The sequence below is a fragment of the Pseudomonas sp. LPB0260 genome, assembly GCF_013388395.1.
The window spans coordinates 1,585,328-1,603,906 of the sequence record NZ_CP058247.1 but is presented as its reverse complement, the minus strand read 5'-3'; the positions used below and the strand labels follow the sequence as shown (position 1 = coordinate 1,603,906).

Below are 18,579 nucleotides of genomic sequence, written 5' to 3'. Positions count from 1 at the left end.
TATCCGCCAAATCCGCCGGGGCAGCCCTCCAGTTGGCCGCCCTGCTCCCCCCGATATACGCCTCGCGCGCGCCCCTGGCGCGCCATGTGCCAGCCTGAACAGCACCTGGCGCAGCGCTTGCCCCTGGACTGGCATGGCGGTTGCTCTACTCCTCTCAGGCGATCCACCAGGCTCGAGTCCAGGCCATAGCTGCCCAGCGTCCGTCGTGTTCCGACAGGCCGCCTAGACTTGAACCTGTTCGCCCGTTTCCGGCGCTGCGGCGCTCAACGCGATAAGCACAACAAGAGGAAGCACTCACATGTTCAAACTGACTGCCAAGGCGCTGGCGTGCGCCCTGTCCCTGACCATCGCCGGCCTGGCCCAGGCGGCCGATCCCATCGTCATCAAGTTCTCCCACGTGGTCGCCGAGAACACCCCGAAAGGCCAGGGTGCGCTGCTGTTCAAGAAGCTCGCCGAAGAGCGTCTGCCGGGCAAGGTCCAGGTCGAGGTCTACGCCAACTCCTCGCTGTTCGGCGACGGCAAGGAAATGGAAGCCCTGCTGCTCGGCGACGTGCAGCTGATCGCCCCGTCCCTGGCCAAGTTCGAGCAGTACACCAAGCAGCTGCAGGTATTCGACCTGCCCTTCCTGTTCAACGACATCAATGCGGTCGACCGCTTCCAGCAGAGCGCCGAAGGCCAGGCGCTGCTCAAGTCGATGGAAAGCAAGAACATCACCGGCCTCGGCTACTGGCACAACGGCATGAAGCAGCTGTCGGCCAACAAGGCCCTGCGTGAGCCGAAGGATGCCCGCGGCCTGAAGTTCCGCGTGCAGGCCAGCGCCGTGCTCGAGGAGCAGTTCAAGGCCGTGCGCGCCAACCCGCGCAAGATGAGCTTCGCCGAGGTCTACCAGGGCCTGCAGACCGGCGTGGTCAACGGCGCCGAGAACCCCTACTCGAACATCTACTCGCAGAAGATGCATGAAGTGCAGAAGTTCATCACCGAGTCCGATCACGGCGTCCTGGACTACATGCTGATCACCAACACCAAGTTCTGGAACGAGCTGCCGGCCGATGTGCGCAGCGAGCTGGAGAAGATCAACGTCGAAGTCGCCGCCGAAGTGAACAAGCAGGCCGACGCCCTGAACCAGGAAGCCAAGCAGGCCATCGTCGCCGCCGGCACCAGCGAGATCATCACCCTCACCCCGGAGCAGCGCGGTCAGTGGCGCGACGCCATGAAGCCGGTCTGGAGCAAGTTCGAAGCGGAAATCGGCGCCGACCTGATCAAGGCGGCCGACGCGGCCAACCAGCAGTAAGGGCAAAGCCGCCCGCGGCCGGACTTCCCGCCCGGGCGGCATAGCGGCGCTGTCGCCGACAGCGCCTCGCCACACCCGGTGGGTCGGCGCATGCGCCCGACCCACCCCGCGCTTTTCCTTTCTGTTCACCGGGAGACTCGAACGATGAACGCCTTGCGGCGCGTCTGGGACCACTTCGAGGAGGGCTTTATCGCCTTCCTGCTGGGCACCATGACGCTAGTGACATTCGTCTATGTGATCCTCAACAACCTCTACACGGTGTTCTACAGCCTTGGCGACAGCTGGCCGGCGGCCAGCGACCTGTTCTTCGCCATCGGTGACAGCGTGATCGAGATGGCCCAGGCCATGACCTGGAGCATCGCCCTGACCAAGGCCCTGTTCGCCTGGCTGATCTTCTTCGGCCTGGCCTACGGCGTGCGCACTGCCGGCCATATCGGCGTGGACGCCCTGGTCAAGCTGGCCAACAAGCCGACCCAGCGCATCATCGGCCTGATCGCCTGCCTGTGCTGCCTGGGCTACGCCGGGCTGATCAGCGTGGCCAGCTTCGACTGGGTGCGCACCCTGCTGATCGCCGACATCGGCGCCGAAGACCTCGGCCACTACGGCATCCAGCAGTGGTACATCAATGCCATCGTGCCGTTCGGCTACGCCATGGTGTTCATCCGCTTCCTCGAAATCTTCGTGCGCATCCTGCGCAACCAGCAGACCGGCCTGGGCCTGGCCGACGAGGCCGCCGAGGCGATGAAGCTGACCGAGCACGACGACGACACGAAGAAGGACTCCAAGCCATGACCATCCTGTTCCTCTTCGCCCTGCTGTTCCTGCTGATGTTCATCGGCGTGCCGATCGCCGTGTCCCTCGGCCTGGCCGGCTCCATGACCATCATGCTGTTCAGTCCCGACTCGGTGCGCTCGCTGGCGATCAAGCTGTTCGAGACCAGCGAGCACTACACCCTGCTGGCCATTCCGTTCTTCCTGCTGTCCGGCGCCTTCATGACCACCGGCGGCGTGGCCCGGCGCCTGATCGACTTCGCCAACGCCTGCGTCGGCCATATCCGCGGCGGCCTGGCGATTTCCGCGGTGCTGGCCTGCATGCTGTTCGCCGCGCTGTCCGGCTCCAGTCCGGCCACGGTGGCCGCGGTCGGCTCCATCGCCATCGCCGGCATGGTGCGCTCCGGCTACCCCCAGGCCTTCGGCGCCGGCATCGTCTGCAACGCCGGCACCCTGGGCATCCTGATTCCGCCATCGATCGTCATGGTGGTGTACGCCGCGGCCACCGAGCAGTCGGTGGGCAAGCTGTTCATGGCCGGCGTGGTGCCCGGTCTGCTGCTCGGCGTGGCGCTGATGGTGGCGATCTACATCGTCGCGCGCAAGATGAACCTGCCGGCCATGCCGCGGGCCAGCCTGCGCGAGCTGATCGCCACCGGGCGCAAGGCGATCTGGGGCCTGCTGCTGATGGTGATCATCCTCGGCGGCATCTACTCGGGCATGTTCACCCCCACCGAGGCGGCTGCGGTGGCGGCGGTCTACGCCGGCTTCGTGGCGCTGTTCGTGTACAAGGACATGACCATCCGCGAGTGCCCCAAGGTGCTGCTGGAGTCCGGCAAGCTCTCCATCATGCTGATGTTCATCATCGCCAACGCCATGCTCTTCGCCCACGTGCTGACCACCGAGCAGATCCCCCAGACCATCACCGCCTGGGTGATCGAGATGGGCCTGCAGCCCTGGCAGTTCCTGCTGGTGGTGAACATCGTGCTGCTGATCGCCGGCGCCTTCATGGAGCCTTCGGCGATCATCCTGATCCTTGCGCCGATCCTCTTCCCGATCGCCGTGCAGCTGGGCATCGACCCGATCCACCTGGGCATCATCATGGTGGTGAACATGGAGATCGGCCTGATCACCCCGCCGGTGGGGCTGAACCTGTTCGTCACCTCGGCGGTGACCGGCATGCCGCTGACCTCGGTGATCCGCGCGGCCTGGCCGTGGCTGATGCTGCTGCTGAGCTTCCTGCTGGTGATCACCTATATCCCGGCCGTGTCCATGGCCCTGCCGAACTGGCTGGGGATGAACTGAAACCCGCTTCCTTGGTAGCTTTTGTACCCACTCCGCCCGGCCTTAGCGCCGGGCTTTTTTTCGCTGACATCCAGACCCAGTAGCCCGGATGCAATCCGGGGCGGCGGTGCCATGCCGCCAACCAACCCCGGATTGCATCCGGGCTACCTGTAGCAGCAGAGCCGTCGCTCGGCCGTGCGGCGGACCGCGCCGCCTAGGCCGCCGTCTGCCCGCCCGCCGCCATGGCCCTGGCCTGCTCGCGCAGGACGAACTTCTGCACCTTGCCGGTGCTGGTCTTCGGCAGGCTGGTGAAGACCACGCAGCCCGGCGCCTTGAAGCGTGCCATGCGCTCCTGGCAGAAGGCGATCACCGCCTCGGCGCTGAGTTCTGCGCCCGGCTTGAGGGTGACGAAGGCACAGGGGGTCTCGCCCCACTTGGCGCTGGGCATGGCCACCACCGCGGCCTCGAGAATCTGCGGATGGCGGTAGAGCACGTCCTCCACCTCGATGGAGGAGATGTTCTCGCCGCCGGAGATGATGATGTCCTTGGAGCGATCCTTGATCTCCACATAGCCATCGGCGTGCCACACCGCCAGGTCGCCGGAATGGAACCAGCCGCCGGCGAAGGCCTCGGCGGTGGCCGTGGGGTTCTTCAGGTAGCCCTTCATCACCACGTTGCCACGCATGAAGATCTCGCCGATGGTCTGGCCGTCCTTGGGCACCGGCTGCAGGGTATCCGGGTCGGCGACCATCAGGCCGTCGAGCAGCGGCGCGCGCACGCCCTGACGGGACTTGAGGCGCGCCCGCTGCTCAGGGCTCTCGCCGTCCCACTCGGCCTTCCACTCGCAGGCCACGCTGGGGCCGTAGGTCTCGGTCAGGCCGTAGACGTGGGTGACGCGGAAGTCCAGGGCCTCCATGGCCTCGATCACCGCCGCCGGCGGCGCCGCGCCGGCGGTCAGCACCTTGACCGGCCGGGTCTTCAGCGCCTTCAGTTCATCGGCGGCGTTGGCCAGCATGTTCAGCACGATGGGCGCACCGCAGAAGTGGTCGACGCCATGCTCGGCCAGCAGCGGGTAGATTGCCTCGGCGCGCACCTGGCGCAGGCATACGCTGGTGCCGACGTAGGCGGCCAGGGCCCAGGGGAAGCACCAGCCGTTGCAGTGGAACATCGGCAGGGTCCACAGGTACACCGGGAAGCGCTGCATGTCCCAGCACAATGCATTGGACAGTGCGTTGAGGTGCGCGCCGCGGTGGTGGTAGACCACCCCCTTGGGGTTGCCGGTGGTGCCGCTGGTGTAGTTGAGGGCGATGGCCTGCCACTCGTCTGCCGGCATCTGCCAGGCGTATCCGGGATCGCCCTCGGCCAGCAGCGCCTCGTAGTCCAGCTCGCCGAGCAGCAGGCCTTCGGCGTACTCCGGGTCGTCGATGCCGATGATCAGCGGCGGATTGCTCAGTTGGGCGACGGCGCGCTGCACCAGCTCGCCGAACTCCTTGTCGACCAGCAGCACCCTGGCCTCGCCGTGCTGCAGGATGAAGGCGATGGCCTCGGCATCCAGGCGCGTGTTGATGGCATTGAGCACCGCGCCGCACATGGGCACGCCGAAGTGCGCCTCGAACAGTGCCGGGCCGTTGGGCGCGATCAGCGCCACCGTGTCGCCCAGGCCGATGCCGCGCCCGGCCAGGGCCGAGGCCAGGCGGATGCAGCGGCTGTAAGTCTCGCCCCAGGACTGGCGCAGACTACCGTTGATCAGCGCCAGGCGCTGCGGATAGACGCTGGCCGCCCGCTCGATAAAGCTCAAGGGGCTGAGCGCCTGGAAGTTCGCCGCATCGCGCGGCATGCCGTGTTCGTAAGGGTTGACGCTGTTCATTGTTGTTCTCCAGCTCAAGCTTGGGCGCCATTAACCCTAGCAGCCGTAGGGCCTTATCCAAGCCCTACCTTGGTCGAAGCCGTGACTCACAGGTCATTAACCTCGTCAGCATAGGCATCCGAACAGTCGAGCCGGCGCTCGCCCTTGCGGCCCTTGCGCGGGCCAGAGGGCTCCCGTTCCGTGCGACAAGCCGGCTCCGCGTCAGCCGCGCCTGTCCTGACGAATTCATTTGAAGGAGTTTTCCACGTGATATCTCGCTTACCCGTGATCGTTGGCTTTGGTGGTTACAACGCTGCCGGGCGCAGCTCCTTTCACCATGGCTTCCGTCGCACCGTGCTCGAGTCCATGGACACCCAGGCGCGCCAGGAAACCCTCGCCGGCCTGGCGGTGATGATGAAGCTGCTGCGCGTGGTCGATGGCGCCTACCAGGACCAGGACGGCAAGACCCTGAGCCTGGCCGAGATCGACGCGCGCCTGGGCGAGCAGATCCTCGCCTCGACCCTGGTGCGGCGCATCGAGAAGAGCTACCTGGACGTCGACGCCGCCCACTGGCAGAAGAGCATCACCCTCAGCGAGACCTCCGGCAGCCAGCTGAGCTTTATCGCCAGCCGCAAGCAGTTGCCCGAACCGCTGCCGGCCAACTGGACGGTCGAGCCGCTCAACGCCGCCGAGGTACGCGTCACCCTGCACGACAACTGCGAATTCAAGGTCGACAGCTACCGCGCCCTGCCGGTCAAGTCCGCCGGCCAGCTGCCCAGCGGCTTCGAGCCGGCCGAGCTGTACAACTCGCGCTTCCACCCGCGCGGCCTGAGCATGGCCGTGGTCGGGGTGACCGACGCCCTGCGCTCCACCGGCCTGCCCTGGCAGTCGATCGTCGACCGCGTGGCCCCGGACGAGATCGCCGTGTTCGCCAGCTGCATCATGAGCCAGCTGGACGAGAACGGCTTCGGCGGCCTGATGCAGTCGCGCCTCAAGGGCGGCCGGGTCACCGCCAAGCAGCTGGCCCTGGGCCTCAATACCATGCCGGCGGACTTCATCAACGCCTACGTGCTCGGCAGCGTCGGCACCACCGGCGCCATCACCGGCGCCTGCGCCACCTTCCTCTACAACCTGCAGAAGGGCATCGAGCAGATCGCCGCCGGCAAGGCGCGGGTGGTCATCGTCGGCAGCAGCGAGGCGCCGATCAACCAGGAGTGCATCGAGGGCTACGGCGCCATGGGCGCCCTCGCTACCGAAGACGGCCTGCGCCAGATCGAGGGCAAGGAGCAGGTGGACTTCCGCCGCGCCAGCCGCCCGTTCGGCGAGAACTGCGGCTTCACCCTGGCCGAGGCCTGCCAGTTCGTGGTGCTGATGGACGACGCCCTGGCCCTCGAGCTGGGCGCCGACATCCACGGCGCGGTGCCGGACGTGTTCATCAACGCCGACGGCTTCAAGAAGTCCATCTCCGCCCCTGGTCCGGGCAACTACCTGACCATGGCCAAGGCCGTGGCCAGCGCCGTGCAGCTGCTGGGCAGCGACGCCGTGCGCCAGCGCAGCTTCATCCACGCCCACGGCTCCAGCACCCCGGCCAACCGGGTCACCGAGTCCGAACTGCTCGACCGCATCGCCGCCGCCTTCGCCATCGAGCAATGGCCGGTCACCGCGGTCAAGGCCTTCGTCGGCCACTCCCTGGCCACCGCCAGCGGCGACCAGCTGATCGCCGCCCTGGGCAGCTTCAAGTACGGGGTGATTCCGGGGATCAAGACCATCGACGGGGTCGCCGACGACGTCCATCAGCAGCACCTGAGCATCGCCACCGAAGACCGCAAGGTCGGCGCGCAGGCGCTGGACGTGTGCTTTATCAACTCCAAGGGCTTCGGCGGCAACAACGCCAGCGGCGTGGTGCTGGCGCCCCATGTGGTCGAGCGCATGCTGCGCAAGCGCCATGGCGAAGCGGCCTTCGCCGACTACTGCGCGCGCCGCGAGCAGACCCGCGCCGCCGCCCGGCAGTACGACCAGCAGGCGCTGCTGGGCCAGCTGGACATCATCTACAACTTCGGCAACGACCTGATCGACGATCAGGCCATCGAGCTGGGCGACACCCAGGTCAAGGTGCCCGGCTTCGCCCAGCCCCTGGTGTTCAAGCAGGACGACCGCTACCGCGACATGCTCGACTGATCCGCGCAGGGTGCGTCCTGCGCGGCGCATTGATTGCCGCTGCTGTGGTGCGCGCGGCGCACCCTACGGCGGTCGTGTTGAGCGCGGCGAAACCCCGTAGCCCGGATTGCATCCGGGCCACCTCATCCCACTGAGTCTCAGTCGAGGGCGCGGGCCAGCTGGATCAGTTCGGCGCGCCATTCGGCGGCAGCCGGCAGGGCCAGGAAGGACGGGTTGAGCAGGGACTCGCGGGCCTCGTAGGTCAGCGCCTCGCCCTTGAGCGTCAGCACCTCGCCGCCGGCGCCTTCCAGTACGCCCTGGGCGGCGGCGGTGTCCCACTGCGAAGTCGGCGCCAGGCGCGGATAGCAGTCGGCCAGGCCCTCGGCCAGCTGGCAGAACTTCAGCGAACTGCCGACACTGGTCAGCTGCAGGTCGCCGAAACGCTCGACGAGCCCCTCCAGCAGGCGCTCCTGGGCCGGGCTGGAATGGCGGCGGCTGGCGACCAGGGTGAAGGCTTCCGCCGGCGCCAGGCGCACGCTGATCGCCTGCTCCGTGCCATCGGCCTCGGCACGCCGGGCTCCCAGCCCGGCGCCGCCGTAATAACAACGGCCACTGGCCGGGATGCCGACCACGCCGAACACCACCCGCCCGCGCTCGATCAGCGCGACGTTGACGGTGAACTCCTCCGAGCCGGCGATGAATTCCTTGGTGCCGTCCAACGGGTCGACCAGCCACCAGCGGCTCCAGCCGCTGCGCTCGCTCAGGGGAATGTTGGCCGCCTCCTCGGACAGCACCGGGATGCTCGCGTCCAGCTCCCGCAGGCCATCGGCCAACAGATGGTGGGCGGCCATGTCGGCGGCGGTCACCGGCGAGGCATCGGCCTTCTCGGTGACGGTCACGCCGGCGCGCCAGTGCGGCAGGGTCGCCTTGCCGGCGGCGCGGACCAGCTGGATCACCGCGGGAATCAGGGGGTGGTTCACAGGACGAAGTCTCCTCGTTGGCTAAGCAGGTCGCGCGCCAGGTACAGGGCGGCCAGGGCGCGCCCCTCGCTGAATTGGGGATGTTGCATCAGGCTCGACAGCTCGCGCAGGTTGACCCGGTCGACCCGCATCGGCTCCGGTTCATCGCCCGGCAGGCGCTCCTCGTAGAGGTCGCGGGCCAGCACCACCTGGATCTTCTGGCTCATGTAGCCGGGCGACAGGCTCAGCTCGGTGAGGTGCTCGAGCTGGCGGGCACCGAAGCCGGCCTCCTCCTTGAGCTCGCGGTTGGCCGCCGCCAACACGTCCTCACCCGGCTCGATCAGGCCCTTGGGCAACGACAGCTCGTACGCGTCGGTGCCGCCGCAATACTCCTCGACCAGCAGCGCATGCTCGGCGTCGGCCATCGCCACCACCATCACCGCGCCGTAGCCGACGCCCTTGCCAACCAGGCGCTCGTAGGTGCGCTCCACGCCGTTGGCAAAACGCAGCTGCAACTCCTCGACGCGGAACAGGCGACTGCTGGCGACTATCTCGCGGGCGAGTACGGTGGGCTTCTGGCGCATGGTGCGGCTCCTTGGCATGACCGGGCGGGTTATCATACCCCGGCTTTTTCCATTAGCCCCGCCGGAGATTGCGCGATGGACGACGGCCGCCGACCGAATCGCGACAGACTCCGCACCAGACGCCGAAGACCCTGCCATGCCGCCGTTACCCTGGAGCGAGATCGACACCGTCCTGCTGGACATGGACGGCACCCTGCTCGACCTGCACTTCGACAACCACTTCTGGCTCGAGCACCTGCCGCAGCGCTACGCCGAGCACCACGGCATCAGTCGTGAACTGGCCGACGCCGAACTGCTGCCGCTGTTCCGCGAACATGCCGGCCAGCTGACCTGGTACTGCACCGACTTCTGGACCCGCGAGCTGAAACTGTCGATCCGCGAGCTCAAGCGCGAGGTGGCCGAGCTGATCGCCCTGCGCCCGGATGCCGACACCTTCCTCGCCGCCCTGCGCGCCGCCGGCAAGCAGGTGGTGCTGATCACCAACGCCCACCGCGACTCGCTATCGCTCAAGCTCGAGCGCATCGAGCTGGCGCCCTACTTCGAACGCCTGATCAGCTCACACGACTACGGCTTCCCCAAGGAGAACCAGCAGTTCTGGCACGCCCTGCGCCAGGACCTGACCTTCGACCCGGCGCGCAGCCTGTTCATCGACGACAGCCTGCCGGTGCTGCGCAGCGCCCGCGAGTTCGGCGTCGCCCACCTGCTGGCGGTGCGCCAGCCGGACAGCCGCCAGGGGCCGAAGGACACCGAGGAATTCGCCGCGGTCGAGGATTACCGCGCGCTGCTGCCATGAAGCGCGCCCGGCCGTCGGCAAAAGCGACCCGCGGCTGCCTGCGCTCGGCATCGCCGCGCGCAGCATTAGACGCCCGCGCCCCACGGGCTTAGGCTAGGCCCATAACCCTTACGGAACGCCGAACATGCCGCGCGCCGCACTCGACTCGCCGACAGGCGAAAGCGCCAACGACCAGCCCCGGGATGCCTACGCCTACCAGGAACTGGATGGCGCCGGCGCGCGCGGCGAGGCGGTGCTGGCCGAGGAATGCGCCCTGGCGATCAGCTACAACGGCATCAGCCACGCGGTGATGATGGTCTCGCCCTCGGCGGTGGAGGACTTCGTCGCCGGTTTCAGCCTCAGCGGCGGCTTGGTCGACGGCCTCGACGACATCTACGACATCCAGGTCAAACGCGCCGGCGCCGCCCTGAGCGCCGAGGTGCAGATCAGCAGCCGCGCCTTCTGGGCCCTGAAGCAGCATCGGCGCAACCTGGCCGGCACCAGCGGCTGCGGCCTGTGCGGCGTCGAGGCGCTGGAGCAGGCACTGCCGCAACTCGACACCCTGACCGCCAGCCCGCTGCCGCCGGCCGAACACCTGCAGGGGCTGCGCGAGCGCATCGGCAGCGCGCAGCGCCTGGCCCGGCAGACCGGCGCCCTGCACGCCGCGGCTTTCGTCGACGGCAGCGGCGAGATCCGCCTGTGCCGCGAAGACATCGGCCGCCACAACGCCCTGGACAAGCTGATCGGCGCCCTGCTGCGCGAGCGCCTCGAGCCGCAGCTAGGCTTCGCCCTGGTCACCAGCCGCTGCAGCCTGGAACTGATCCACAAGGCGGTGCGCGCCAGGATCGGCACCCTGGTCAGCCTGTCGGCGCCGACCAGCCTCACCGTGCAATGGGCACGCCGCCACCACCTCAACCTGATCCACCTGCCGCACCACAGCGCCCCGCGGGTATACAGCCCGGCGCCGTTTGCCGGCGGGGGCTAAACCCGGTCTGGTCCAGACAACAAAAAGCCCGCATCGCGCGGGCTTTTTGTTGTAGGCAACACCTGAACCAGGCCAGGTGCCGACCGATCGATCAGGCGCTCCGGGCCACCGGCTCGATATGCTCGCGCTCACCCTGCATGGCCTCGAGGACGAAGGGGCTCAGGCCCTCGCCGCTGCTGGCGTCGATGTGCGCGTAGAGCGCGGTGCGCATCTGCGGGTCCCATTGCTTCTTCAGGTGCAGGGCGAAATCCGCGCGGGCCTGCGCGGGATTCGGCTGGGAAGCGAAGAAGGCGCCGATCTGGTTGGCCATCTTGATCAGTTGCGTGGCGTTCATGCCCATCTGCGAACCTCTTTGCGCTCGAAGAGTGGAGGAAGAATGTCGGCGGGCCCTCACCCGGAGGGCCCGCCGGCGTCGGTCAGAGCTGGGTCACCTTGATCCGCGGCAGGAAGTCGAGCTGCTCCTGGGTGAAGCTCTGGAACTCCTTCTGCCATTCGGACGGCGCCTCGACCTTGCTGACCTGCACCGCGGTGACCTTGTACTCGGGGCAGTTGGTCGCCCAGTCCGAGTTGTCGGTGGTGATCACGTTGGCGCCGGACTCCGGATGGTGGAAGGTGGTGTAGACCACCCCCGGCTGCATGCGCTCGGTCACCACCGCACGCATCACGGTCTCACCGGCACGGCTGTTGATGCCGACCCAGTCGCCGTCCTTGATGCCGCGGTCCTCGGCGTCCACCGGATGCAGTTCGAGCACGTCCTCGGAGTGCCAGGAGCTGTTCGAGGTGCGGCGGGTCTGCGCGCCGACGTTGTACTGCGAGAGGATGCGTCCGGTGGTGAGGATCAGCGGCCGCTTGCGCGAGGTGCGCTCCTCGGTGGGGATGTACTCGGTGACCATGAAGCGACCCTTGCCGCGCACGAAGGCGTCCTCGTGCATGATCGGCGTGCCGTCCGGCGCCTCGTCGTTGCACGGCCACTGGATGCTGCCCATGCGGTCGAGCTTGGCGTAGCTGACCCCGGTGAAGGTTGGGGTCAGGCTGGCGATCTCGTCCATGATCTGCGACGGGTGGGTGTAGTTCATCGGGTAGCCGAGGGCGTTGGACAGCGCCACGGTCACTTCCCAGTCTTCCTTGCCGGCCAGCGGCGGCATCACCTTGCGCACCGGCGAGATACGCCGCTCGGCGTTGGTGAAGGTGCCGTTCTTCTCGAGGAACGAGGCGCCCGGCAGGAACACGTGGGCGAACTTGGCGGTCTCGTTGAGGAACAGGTCCTGCACCACCACGCATTCCATTTCCTTCAGCGCGTCGGTGACGTGCTGGGTGTCCGGATCGGATTGCGCCGGGTCCTCGCCCTGGATGTAGATGCCCTTGAAGGTGCCGGCATGGGCGGCGGCCAGCATGTTGGGGATGCGCAGGCCCGGCTCGTCGAGCAGGGTCACGCCCCAGGCCTGTTCGAACTGCGGACGGATCACCGGGTCGGAGACGTGGCGATAGCCCGGCAGCTCATGGGGGAAGGAGCCCATGTCGCAGGAGCCCTGCACGTTGTTCTGCCCGCGCAGCGGGTTGACGCCGACGCCAGCGCGGCCGATGTTGCCGGTGGCCATGGCCAGGTTGGCGATCGCCATCACGGTCGAGGAGCCCTGGCTGTGTTCGGTCACGCCCAGGCCGTAGTAGATCGCCGCGTTGCCGCCGGTGGCGTACAGACGCGCCGCGGCGCGCACCGAGGCGGCCGGCACGCCGGTGTTGGCTTCCATGGCCTCGGGGCTGTGGCGCTGGTCGGCGACGAAGTCGCGCCACTGTTCGAAGGCATCACGCTCGCAGCGCTCGGCGACGAAGGCTTCGTTGACCAGGCCCTCGGTGACGATGACGTGGCCCAGGCTGTTGAGCAGGGCGACGTTGCTGCCGGGGCGCAGCTGCAGGTGATGCTCGGCCTTGATGTGCGGGCTGCGCACCAGGTCGATGCCGCGCGGGTCGGCGACGATCAGCTTGGCGCCCTCGCGCAGGCGGCGCTTGAGCTGGGAGGCGAATACCGGGTGGCCGTCGGTGGGGTTGGCACCGATCACCAGCACCACGTCGGCTTCCAGCACCGAGTCGAAGTCCTGGGTGCCGGCCGACTCGCCGAGGGTGACTTTCAGGCCATAGCCGGTCGGCGAATGGCAGACGCGGGCGCAGGTGTCGACGTTGTTGTTGCCGAACGCGGCGCGCACCAGCTTCTGCACCAGGTAGGCTTCTTCGTTGGTGCAGCGCGAGGAGGTCAGGCCGCCGACCGCGTTCTGCCCATACTGCGCCTGGATGTCCTTGAAGCGCTTGGCCGCGTAGCCGATCGCCTCGTCCCAGCTGACGGTGCGCCAGGGCTGGTCGATGCTGTCGCGGATCATCGGCGCCTTGATGCGGTCCGGGTGGGTGGCGTAGCCCCAGGCGAAGCGGCCCTTGACGCAGGAGTGGCCGTGGTTGGCGTGGCCATCCTTGTTCGGCACCATGCGCACCACTTCGTTGCCCTTGACCTCGGCCTTGAACGAGCAGCCGACGCCGCAGTAGGCGCAGGTGGTGGTGACGCTGCGCTCGGCCTGGCCCATCTCGATCACCGACTTTTCCATCAGCGTGGCGGTCGGGCAGGCCTGCACGCAGGCGCCGCAGGACACGCACTCGGAGTCGAGGAAGTCCTCGTCCTGGCCGGCGGCCACCCGCGAATCGAAGCCGCGACCGTCGATGGTCAGGGCGAAGGTGCCCTGCACCTCTTCACAGGCGCGCACGCAGCGGTTGCAGACGATGCACTTGGCCGGGTCGTAGCTGAAATAGGGGTTGGACTCGTCCTTGGCCTCGGCCAGGTGGGTCTTCACCGGGTCGTAGCGCACCTCGCGCAGGCCGACCACGCCGGCCATGTCCTGCAGCTCGCAGTTGCCGTTGGCCGAGCAGGTCAGGCAGTCCAGCGGGTGGTCGGAGATGTACAGCTCCATGGTGCCGCGGCGCAGTTCGGCCAGCTTCGGGCTCTGCGTGCGCACCTTCATGCCCGGCTCCACCGGGGTGGTGCAGGACGCCGGATAGCCGCGGCGGCCTTCGATTTCCACGGTGCACAGGCGGCAGGAGCCGAACGGCTCGAGGCTGTCGCTGGCGCACAGCTTGGGCACGGCAATACCGGCCTCCTGGGCCGCGCGCATCACCGAGGTGCCGGCCGGCACGGTGATGGCGGTGCCGTCGATTTCCACCGTTACCGGGGCGCCGGTGCGGGCGGGGGTGCCATAGTCGAGTTCACGATACAGGGCCATGAGAGTGCCTCCGGATCAGCGGGCTTCGGTGGTGTCTGGCGACACCCCGAAGTCCTCGGGAAAGTGGTTGATAGCGCTCATCACCGGATAGGGCGTCATGCCGCCGAGGGCGCAGAGCGAGGCGCCGAGCATGGTGTCGCAGAGGCTCTTGAGCAGCTCGATGCGACCCGGCTGCGGGCCTTCGGAACGGGCCACGATGATCTGCTCGAGCAGCTCCTCGCCGCGGGTCGAACCGATCCGGCACGGGGTGCACTTGCCGCAGGACTCCACCGCGCAGAACTCCATGGCGTAGCGGGCCATGTCGGCCATGTCGACGGTGTCGTCGAACACCACGATGCCGCCGTGGCCGAGCACCGCGCCGAGGGCGGCGAAGGCCTCGTAGTCCAGCGGGGTGTCGAACTGCGACTCCGGCAGGTAGGCGCCCAGCGGGCCGCCGACCTGTACCGCGCGGATCGGCCGGCCGCTGGCCGAGCCGCCGCCGTATTCGTAGAGGAGCTCGCGCAGGGTGACGCCGAAGGCCTTCTCGATCAGGCCGCCGCGGGCGATGTTGCCGGTCAGCTGGATCGGCAGGGTGCCGAGCGAGCGGCCCATGCCGTAGTCCTTGTAGTAGGCGCCGCCCTTGTCGAGGATGATCGGCACCGAGGCCAGGGAGATCACGTTGTTGATCACCGTAGGCTGGCCGAACAGGCCCTCGATGGCCGGCAGCGGCGGCTTCGGCCGCACGGTGCCGCGCTTGCCTTCGATGCTCTCCAGCAGTGCGGTTTCCTCGCCACAGATGTAGGCGCCGGCGCCGCGGCGCAGCTCCAGGTGGAAGGCCTTGCCGCTGCCGAGCACGTCGTCGCCCAGGTAGCCGGCGGCGCTGGCACGGCTGATGGTCTCAAGCAGCACCGCCTCGGCATGCGGGTATTCGGAACGCAGGTAGATGTAACCCTTGGTCGCGCCGACGGCGAGACCGGCGATGGTCATGCCCTCGATCAGCACGTAGGGGTCGTCTTCCATCACCATGCGGTCGGAGAAGGTGCCGGAGTCGCCCTCGTCGGCGTTGCAGACGATGTACTTCTGCTCAGCCTGGCAGCCGAGCACGGTGCGCCACTTGATGCCGGTGGGGAAGGCCGCGCCGCCACGGCCGCGCAGGCCGGACTCGGTGACCTCGGCGACGATCGCCTCGGGGCTCATGCCCAGGGCGCGCTTGAGGCCGCGGTAGCCGTCGTGGGCGATATAGTCCTCCAGCGACAGCGGATCGGTGATGCCGGCACGGGCGAAGGTCAGGCGCTCCTGACGCTTGAGGTAGTCGATCTCCTCGGTCAGGCCCTGGCCCAGGGCATGTTCCTTGCCTTCGAGGAAGCCGGCGTCGAACAGGCCCGGCACGTCCTTGGCCTTGACCGGGCCATAGGCCACGCGGCCGGCCGGAGTCGCCACTTCCACCATGGGCTCGAGCCAGAACAGCCCGCGCGAGCCGTTGCGCACCAGCTTGATCTCCAGGTTGCGCGCCTTGGCCTCGGCGGCGATGGTCTGGGCCACGCGGTCGGCACCTAGGCTCAGGGCGGTGGCGTCACGCGGCACGTAGACGGTCAGGGTGCCTGCTTTCATGTTCGCCTCGCTCATGCCTGTGCCTCCTGTTCTGCCAGCAGGGCCAGCAGGTCCTCGGCGTCGACCCGCCCGTGCAGCTCACCGTTGAGCATGGCGTTCGGCGCGCAGGCGCAGTTGCCCAGGCAGTACACCGCCTCGAAGGTCAGGCTGCCGTCCTCGCGGGTCTCGCCCAGTTGCAGGCCCAGCTTGTCCTCCAGTTCGGCGGTCAGCGCCTTGACCCCCATCGACTGGCAGGCCTCGGCCTGGCACAGCTTGAGGTGCTGGCGCCCGGGCGGGCTGGCGCGGAAGTCGTGGTAGAAGCTGACTACCCCATGCACCTCGGCGCGCGACAGGCAGAGGTCCTCGGCGATCATCGGCAGCAGCTCGGGCGGCACGGCGCCGAGGCGGTCCTGGATGTCGTGGAGGATGGGTAGCAGTGCGCCGGGCTGACCACGGTGGGCGGCCAGTACCTCACGGGTAACGGCCTGGCACTGCTCGGGGTCGAAGCGCTGGGGAAGAGTGGCCATGTTCGTTGCTCCAGCCGGCAGGCATAGCCGGTGCTGTCGGGGAGACGACTCGATCCATTCACGGTATATGGACCGGTTATCTCTGGCGGTGCCTATTGGCTCGCCACATATGAAATAAAGTTCTTATACTCGGGCACAGAAAAGCCCCGATGAGGCAAAGTATCATGGGCCACCCCCCGATCAAATATGAAGTACCGAGCATATGATCCGTATCGAAATCCAACCCCGCTGGCGCTTCCACCAGGGTGACGGCAGCAGCCTCGACCCCCAGGGCCTGGAGCTGCTGCAAGCGGTGCACGACACCGGCAAGCTCACCGAGGCCGCCGCCCGGGTCGGCTACTCCTACCGTCACGCCTGGAACCTGCTGGGCAAATGGCAAGCGTTCTTCGGCAGCCCGCTGATCGACCTGGAGCGCGGCAAGGGCGCACGCCTGGCGCCGCTGGGGGAGAAGCTGCTGTGGGCCGACCAGCGGATTCGCGCACGCCTGTCGCCGCAACTGGACAACCTGGCCGGCGAGCTGGAACTGGAGCTCAACCGGGTGCTGCAGGCTGGCAACCCGGGCCTGCGCATCTTCGCCAGCCACGGTTTCGCCGTGGCGGCGCTGCGCGAATGGCTGGAACAGGACCCGAGCTGGGAGTGGGACGTGCAGTTCCGCAGCGGCAGCGAGGCGATGATCGCCCTGCACCGCCGCGACTGCGAGGTGGCCGGCCTGCATGTGCCCTTCGGCCCGCTCGGCGCCCTGAGCATGAGCCGCATCCAGCCCTGGCTGCGGCCGGACCTGCGGGTGATCACCTTCGTCATGCGCACCCAGGGCCTGATCCTCGCCCCCGACAACCCACGCGGCGTCCAGGGCCTGGCCGATCTGGCGGGCGGCGACCTGCGCTTCGTCAACCGCGAGCAGGGCTCGGGCACGCGCATGCTGCTGGAGAGCCTGCTGCGTCGCGACAACCTGGACAGCGCGGCGATCAAGGGTTTCCACAACGAGGAGTTCACCCACGCCGCCGTGGCCGCCTACGTGGCCAGCGGCATGGCCGACGCCGGCTTCGGCGTCGAGGCGGCGGCGCGCCAGTTCGGCCTGACCTTCATCCCCATGGCCCGGGAGAACTACTGCCTGCTGTGCCGCGAGGACAGCCTCGGCCTGCCGGCCATGGGCGCCCTGCTCAAGGTCTTGCAGAACCCGCAGTTCCAGGCGCAGATCAGCCAGTTGCCGGGCTACGCCCTGAGCCGTCCCGGCGAGGTGCTGCCACTGGCCCAGGCCCTGGAGCAATGGCGCAAGGAAAACCTGCTCTAGCCGCGCGCGCCACTCGCCCAGCTCCGGCAAGGCCTGGGACATTCCGACAGGTGCCGGGAGCGGGCCGAGGGTAGCCATCAGTACGCCACTGCCGGCGCGGCGAAAAACGCCCCATCCTGGCCGGACCAAGAAGCCTCAGACCGCCACAGATCGCCGGAGTTCTCCGCAAAAAACAAATATTTATGAACTGCGAGCAAAGTCGTGCAGCTCGTCGGCAGGCGCTTGCGCGGACCGTCACGCGGCCCGAGGATCGCCGCCATGTTCACCAAGAGGTCCTCCCAGCCATGAAGTATTTCTCGATCCTCCTGATGTCCCTGGGCCTGGTCAGTGGCGCGGCCATGGCCGGCACCAGCGAAGCCGGAATCGGCGGCGCCCTGGGCGGGGTCCTGGGCGCGGTGGTCGGCCAGCAGGTCGGCGGCAACACCGGCGCGACCATCGGTGCCGGGGTTGGCGGCGCGGCCGGTAGCGTGGTCGGCGCCGACCGCCGCAGCCGCACCGAGGCGGCCATCGGTGGCGCCCTGGGCGGCGCCGGTGGCAACGTCATCGGTCGCCAGGTCGGCGGCACCACCGGCGGCCTGATCGGCGCCGCGATCGGCGGCGGCGGTGGCGGCGCCCTGGGCAACTACTACGGCAACAAGAGCCGCTACGATGACCGCCGCCACTACCGCGACGACCATCACCATGGCCACCGCCACAAGCATAAGCACCACAAGCACGGCAAGCGCCACGGCTGGCATCACGGTCACGACCACGACGACGACTGAAACCGATCGCCCCCGGACCAAGCCCTTTCCACCTTAGCGAGATCGACCCTATGCGCACACTTCTCACCGCCCTGGCATTCTGCGCCCTGGCGTCCCCGCTCGCCTTCGCCGGCGACAGCACCAAGGTCGCCATCGGCAGCGGTGTCGGCGGCGCCCTGGGCAACGTCATCGGCCAGCAGGTCGGCGGCAGCACCGGCGCGGCCGTCGGTGCCGGCCTCGGCGGCGCCGCCGGTGGGGTGATCACCGCACCGCGCGGCAACAAGACCGAGGCGGCCATCGGCGGCGGCCTGGGCGCCGCCGGCGGCTCGGTGATCGGTGGCAAGGTCGGCGGCAGCACCGGCTCGACCATCGGCGCCGGCCTCGGCGGCGCCGCCGGCGGTGCCCTGGGCAACGTCATCGCCAACGACAACCGCCAGGATGACCGTGGCCACTACCATGACGGCCATCGCCACTCCCACGGCGACCACGGCCATCACCATGGCCACAAACACAAGAAGCACAAGAAGCACAAACACCACTGAGC

At 68.1% G+C, this 18,579-nt stretch carries 16 protein-coding genes; 9 read left to right on the top strand and 7 right to left on the bottom strand.

The genetic code is table 11. The features are described 5' to 3' along the window. Nucleotides 1-298: 298 nt before the first annotated feature. From dctP to dctM, 3 genes are all read left to right on the top strand, one after another. Nucleotides 299-1,291, top strand: a complete 993-nt coding sequence (gene dctP / locus LPB260_RS07015; protein WP_208707978.1) for a TRAP transporter substrate-binding protein — start codon at nt 299-301, stop codon at nt 1,289-1,291. 144 nt (nt 1,292-1,435) lie between these two features. Further along, entirely contained in the window at nt 1,436-2,083 is a 648-nt protein-coding gene (locus tag LPB260_RS07010; RefSeq protein ID WP_208707977.1) for a TRAP transporter small permease, read from the top strand. Further along, nucleotides 2,080-3,363 (top strand): TRAP transporter large permease, encoded by a 1,284-nt coding sequence (dctM, locus tag LPB260_RS07005; RefSeq protein ID WP_208707976.1) that lies wholly within the window; start codon nt 2,080-2,082, stop codon nt 3,361-3,363. Before LPB260_RS07010 ends, dctM begins: the two co-directional genes overlap by 4 nt. Nucleotides 3,364-3,556: 193 nt before the next feature. On the opposite strand, the gene LPB260_RS07000 is transcribed toward dctM, so the two are convergent. Continuing rightward, on the bottom strand, nt 3,557-5,209 hold the full coding sequence (locus LPB260_RS07000) for an acyl-CoA synthetase (protein ID WP_208707975.1): 1,653 nt from the start codon (nt 5,207-5,209) through the stop codon (nt 3,557-3,559). 249 nt (nt 5,210-5,458) lie between these two features. Between LPB260_RS07000 and LPB260_RS06995 the strand changes: the two genes are divergently transcribed. Continuing rightward, on the top strand, nt 5,459-7,366 hold the full coding sequence (locus LPB260_RS06995; protein WP_208710110.1) for a beta-ketoacyl synthase: 1,908 nt from the start codon (nt 5,459-5,461) through the stop codon (nt 7,364-7,366). Nucleotides 7,367-7,503: 137 nt separating this feature from the next. On the opposite strand, the gene cysQ is transcribed toward LPB260_RS06995, so the two are convergent. Together cysQ and nudE are read right to left on the bottom strand one after the other, a co-directional pair. Further along, nucleotides 7,504-8,325, bottom strand: a complete 822-nt coding sequence (gene cysQ / locus LPB260_RS06990) for a 3'(2'),5'-bisphosphate nucleotidase CysQ (RefSeq protein WP_208707974.1) — start codon at nt 8,323-8,325, stop codon at nt 7,504-7,506. Then, the gene (gene nudE, locus LPB260_RS06985; protein ID WP_208707973.1) at nt 8,322-8,888 is read right to left on the bottom strand and encodes an ADP compounds hydrolase NudE; all 567 of its coding nucleotides are present in this window, start codon (nt 8,886-8,888) and stop codon (nt 8,322-8,324) included. Before nudE ends, cysQ begins: the two co-directional genes overlap by 4 nt. Before the next feature lie 136 nt (nt 8,889-9,024). Between nudE and yrfG the strand changes: the two genes are divergently transcribed. After that, nucleotides 9,025-9,681, top strand: coding sequence for a GMP/IMP nucleotidase (gene yrfG, locus LPB260_RS06980; protein ID WP_208707972.1), 657 nt, complete (start codon nt 9,025-9,027; stop codon nt 9,679-9,681). Nucleotides 9,682-9,805: 124 nt separating this feature from the next. Further along, nucleotides 9,806-10,645: a formate dehydrogenase accessory sulfurtransferase FdhD gene (gene fdhD, locus LPB260_RS06975; RefSeq protein ID WP_208707971.1), complete on the top strand. Its 840-nt coding sequence runs from the start codon at nt 9,806-9,808 to the stop codon at nt 10,643-10,645. 91 nt (nt 10,646-10,736) lie between these two features. Here the strand turns inward: fdhD and LPB260_RS06970 are convergent, their stop codons facing one another. From LPB260_RS06970 to LPB260_RS06955, 4 genes are all read right to left on the bottom strand, one after another. Continuing rightward, on the bottom strand, nt 10,737-10,979 hold the full coding sequence (locus LPB260_RS06970) for a formate dehydrogenase subunit delta (protein WP_256625539.1): 243 nt from the start codon (nt 10,977-10,979) through the stop codon (nt 10,737-10,739). A gap of 82 nt (nt 10,980-11,061) precedes the next feature. Further along, the gene (gene fdhF, locus LPB260_RS06965; protein ID WP_208707969.1) at nt 11,062-13,905 is read right to left on the bottom strand and encodes a formate dehydrogenase subunit alpha; all 2,844 of its coding nucleotides are present in this window, start codon (nt 13,903-13,905) and stop codon (nt 11,062-11,064) included. 15 nt (nt 13,906-13,920) lie between these two features. Beyond that, nucleotides 13,921-15,510 (bottom strand): NADH-quinone oxidoreductase subunit NuoF, encoded by a 1,590-nt coding sequence (locus LPB260_RS06960; RefSeq protein ID WP_208707968.1) that lies wholly within the window; start codon nt 15,508-15,510, stop codon nt 13,921-13,923. Further along, nucleotides 15,507-16,001 (bottom strand): formate dehydrogenase subunit gamma, encoded by a 495-nt coding sequence (locus LPB260_RS06955; RefSeq protein WP_208707967.1) that lies wholly within the window; start codon nt 15,999-16,001, stop codon nt 15,507-15,509. The genes LPB260_RS06960 and LPB260_RS06955 overlap by 4 nt, the downstream gene beginning before the upstream one ends. Before the next feature lie 202 nt (nt 16,002-16,203). Between LPB260_RS06955 and LPB260_RS06950 the strand changes: the two genes are divergently transcribed. The 3 genes from LPB260_RS06950 to LPB260_RS06940 all read left to right on the top strand — a co-directional run bounded on the left by LPB260_RS06950 (nt 16,204) and on the right by LPB260_RS06940 (nt 18,577). Continuing rightward, the gene (locus LPB260_RS06950; protein ID WP_208707966.1) at nt 16,204-17,292 is read left to right on the top strand and encodes a substrate-binding domain-containing protein; all 1,089 of its coding nucleotides are present in this window, start codon (nt 16,204-16,206) and stop codon (nt 17,290-17,292) included. Nucleotides 17,293-17,576: 284 nt separating this feature from the next. Continuing rightward, entirely contained in the window at nt 17,577-18,056 is a 480-nt protein-coding gene (locus LPB260_RS06945; protein ID WP_208707965.1) for a glycine zipper 2TM domain-containing protein, read from the top strand. Nucleotides 18,057-18,106: 50 nt separating this feature from the next. Beyond that, complete coding sequence (locus tag LPB260_RS06940) at nt 18,107-18,577, top strand: glycine zipper domain-containing protein (RefSeq protein WP_208707964.1); 471 nt, start codon at nt 18,107-18,109, stop codon at nt 18,575-18,577. The last annotated feature ends 2 nt before the right edge of the window (nt 18,578-18,579 follow it).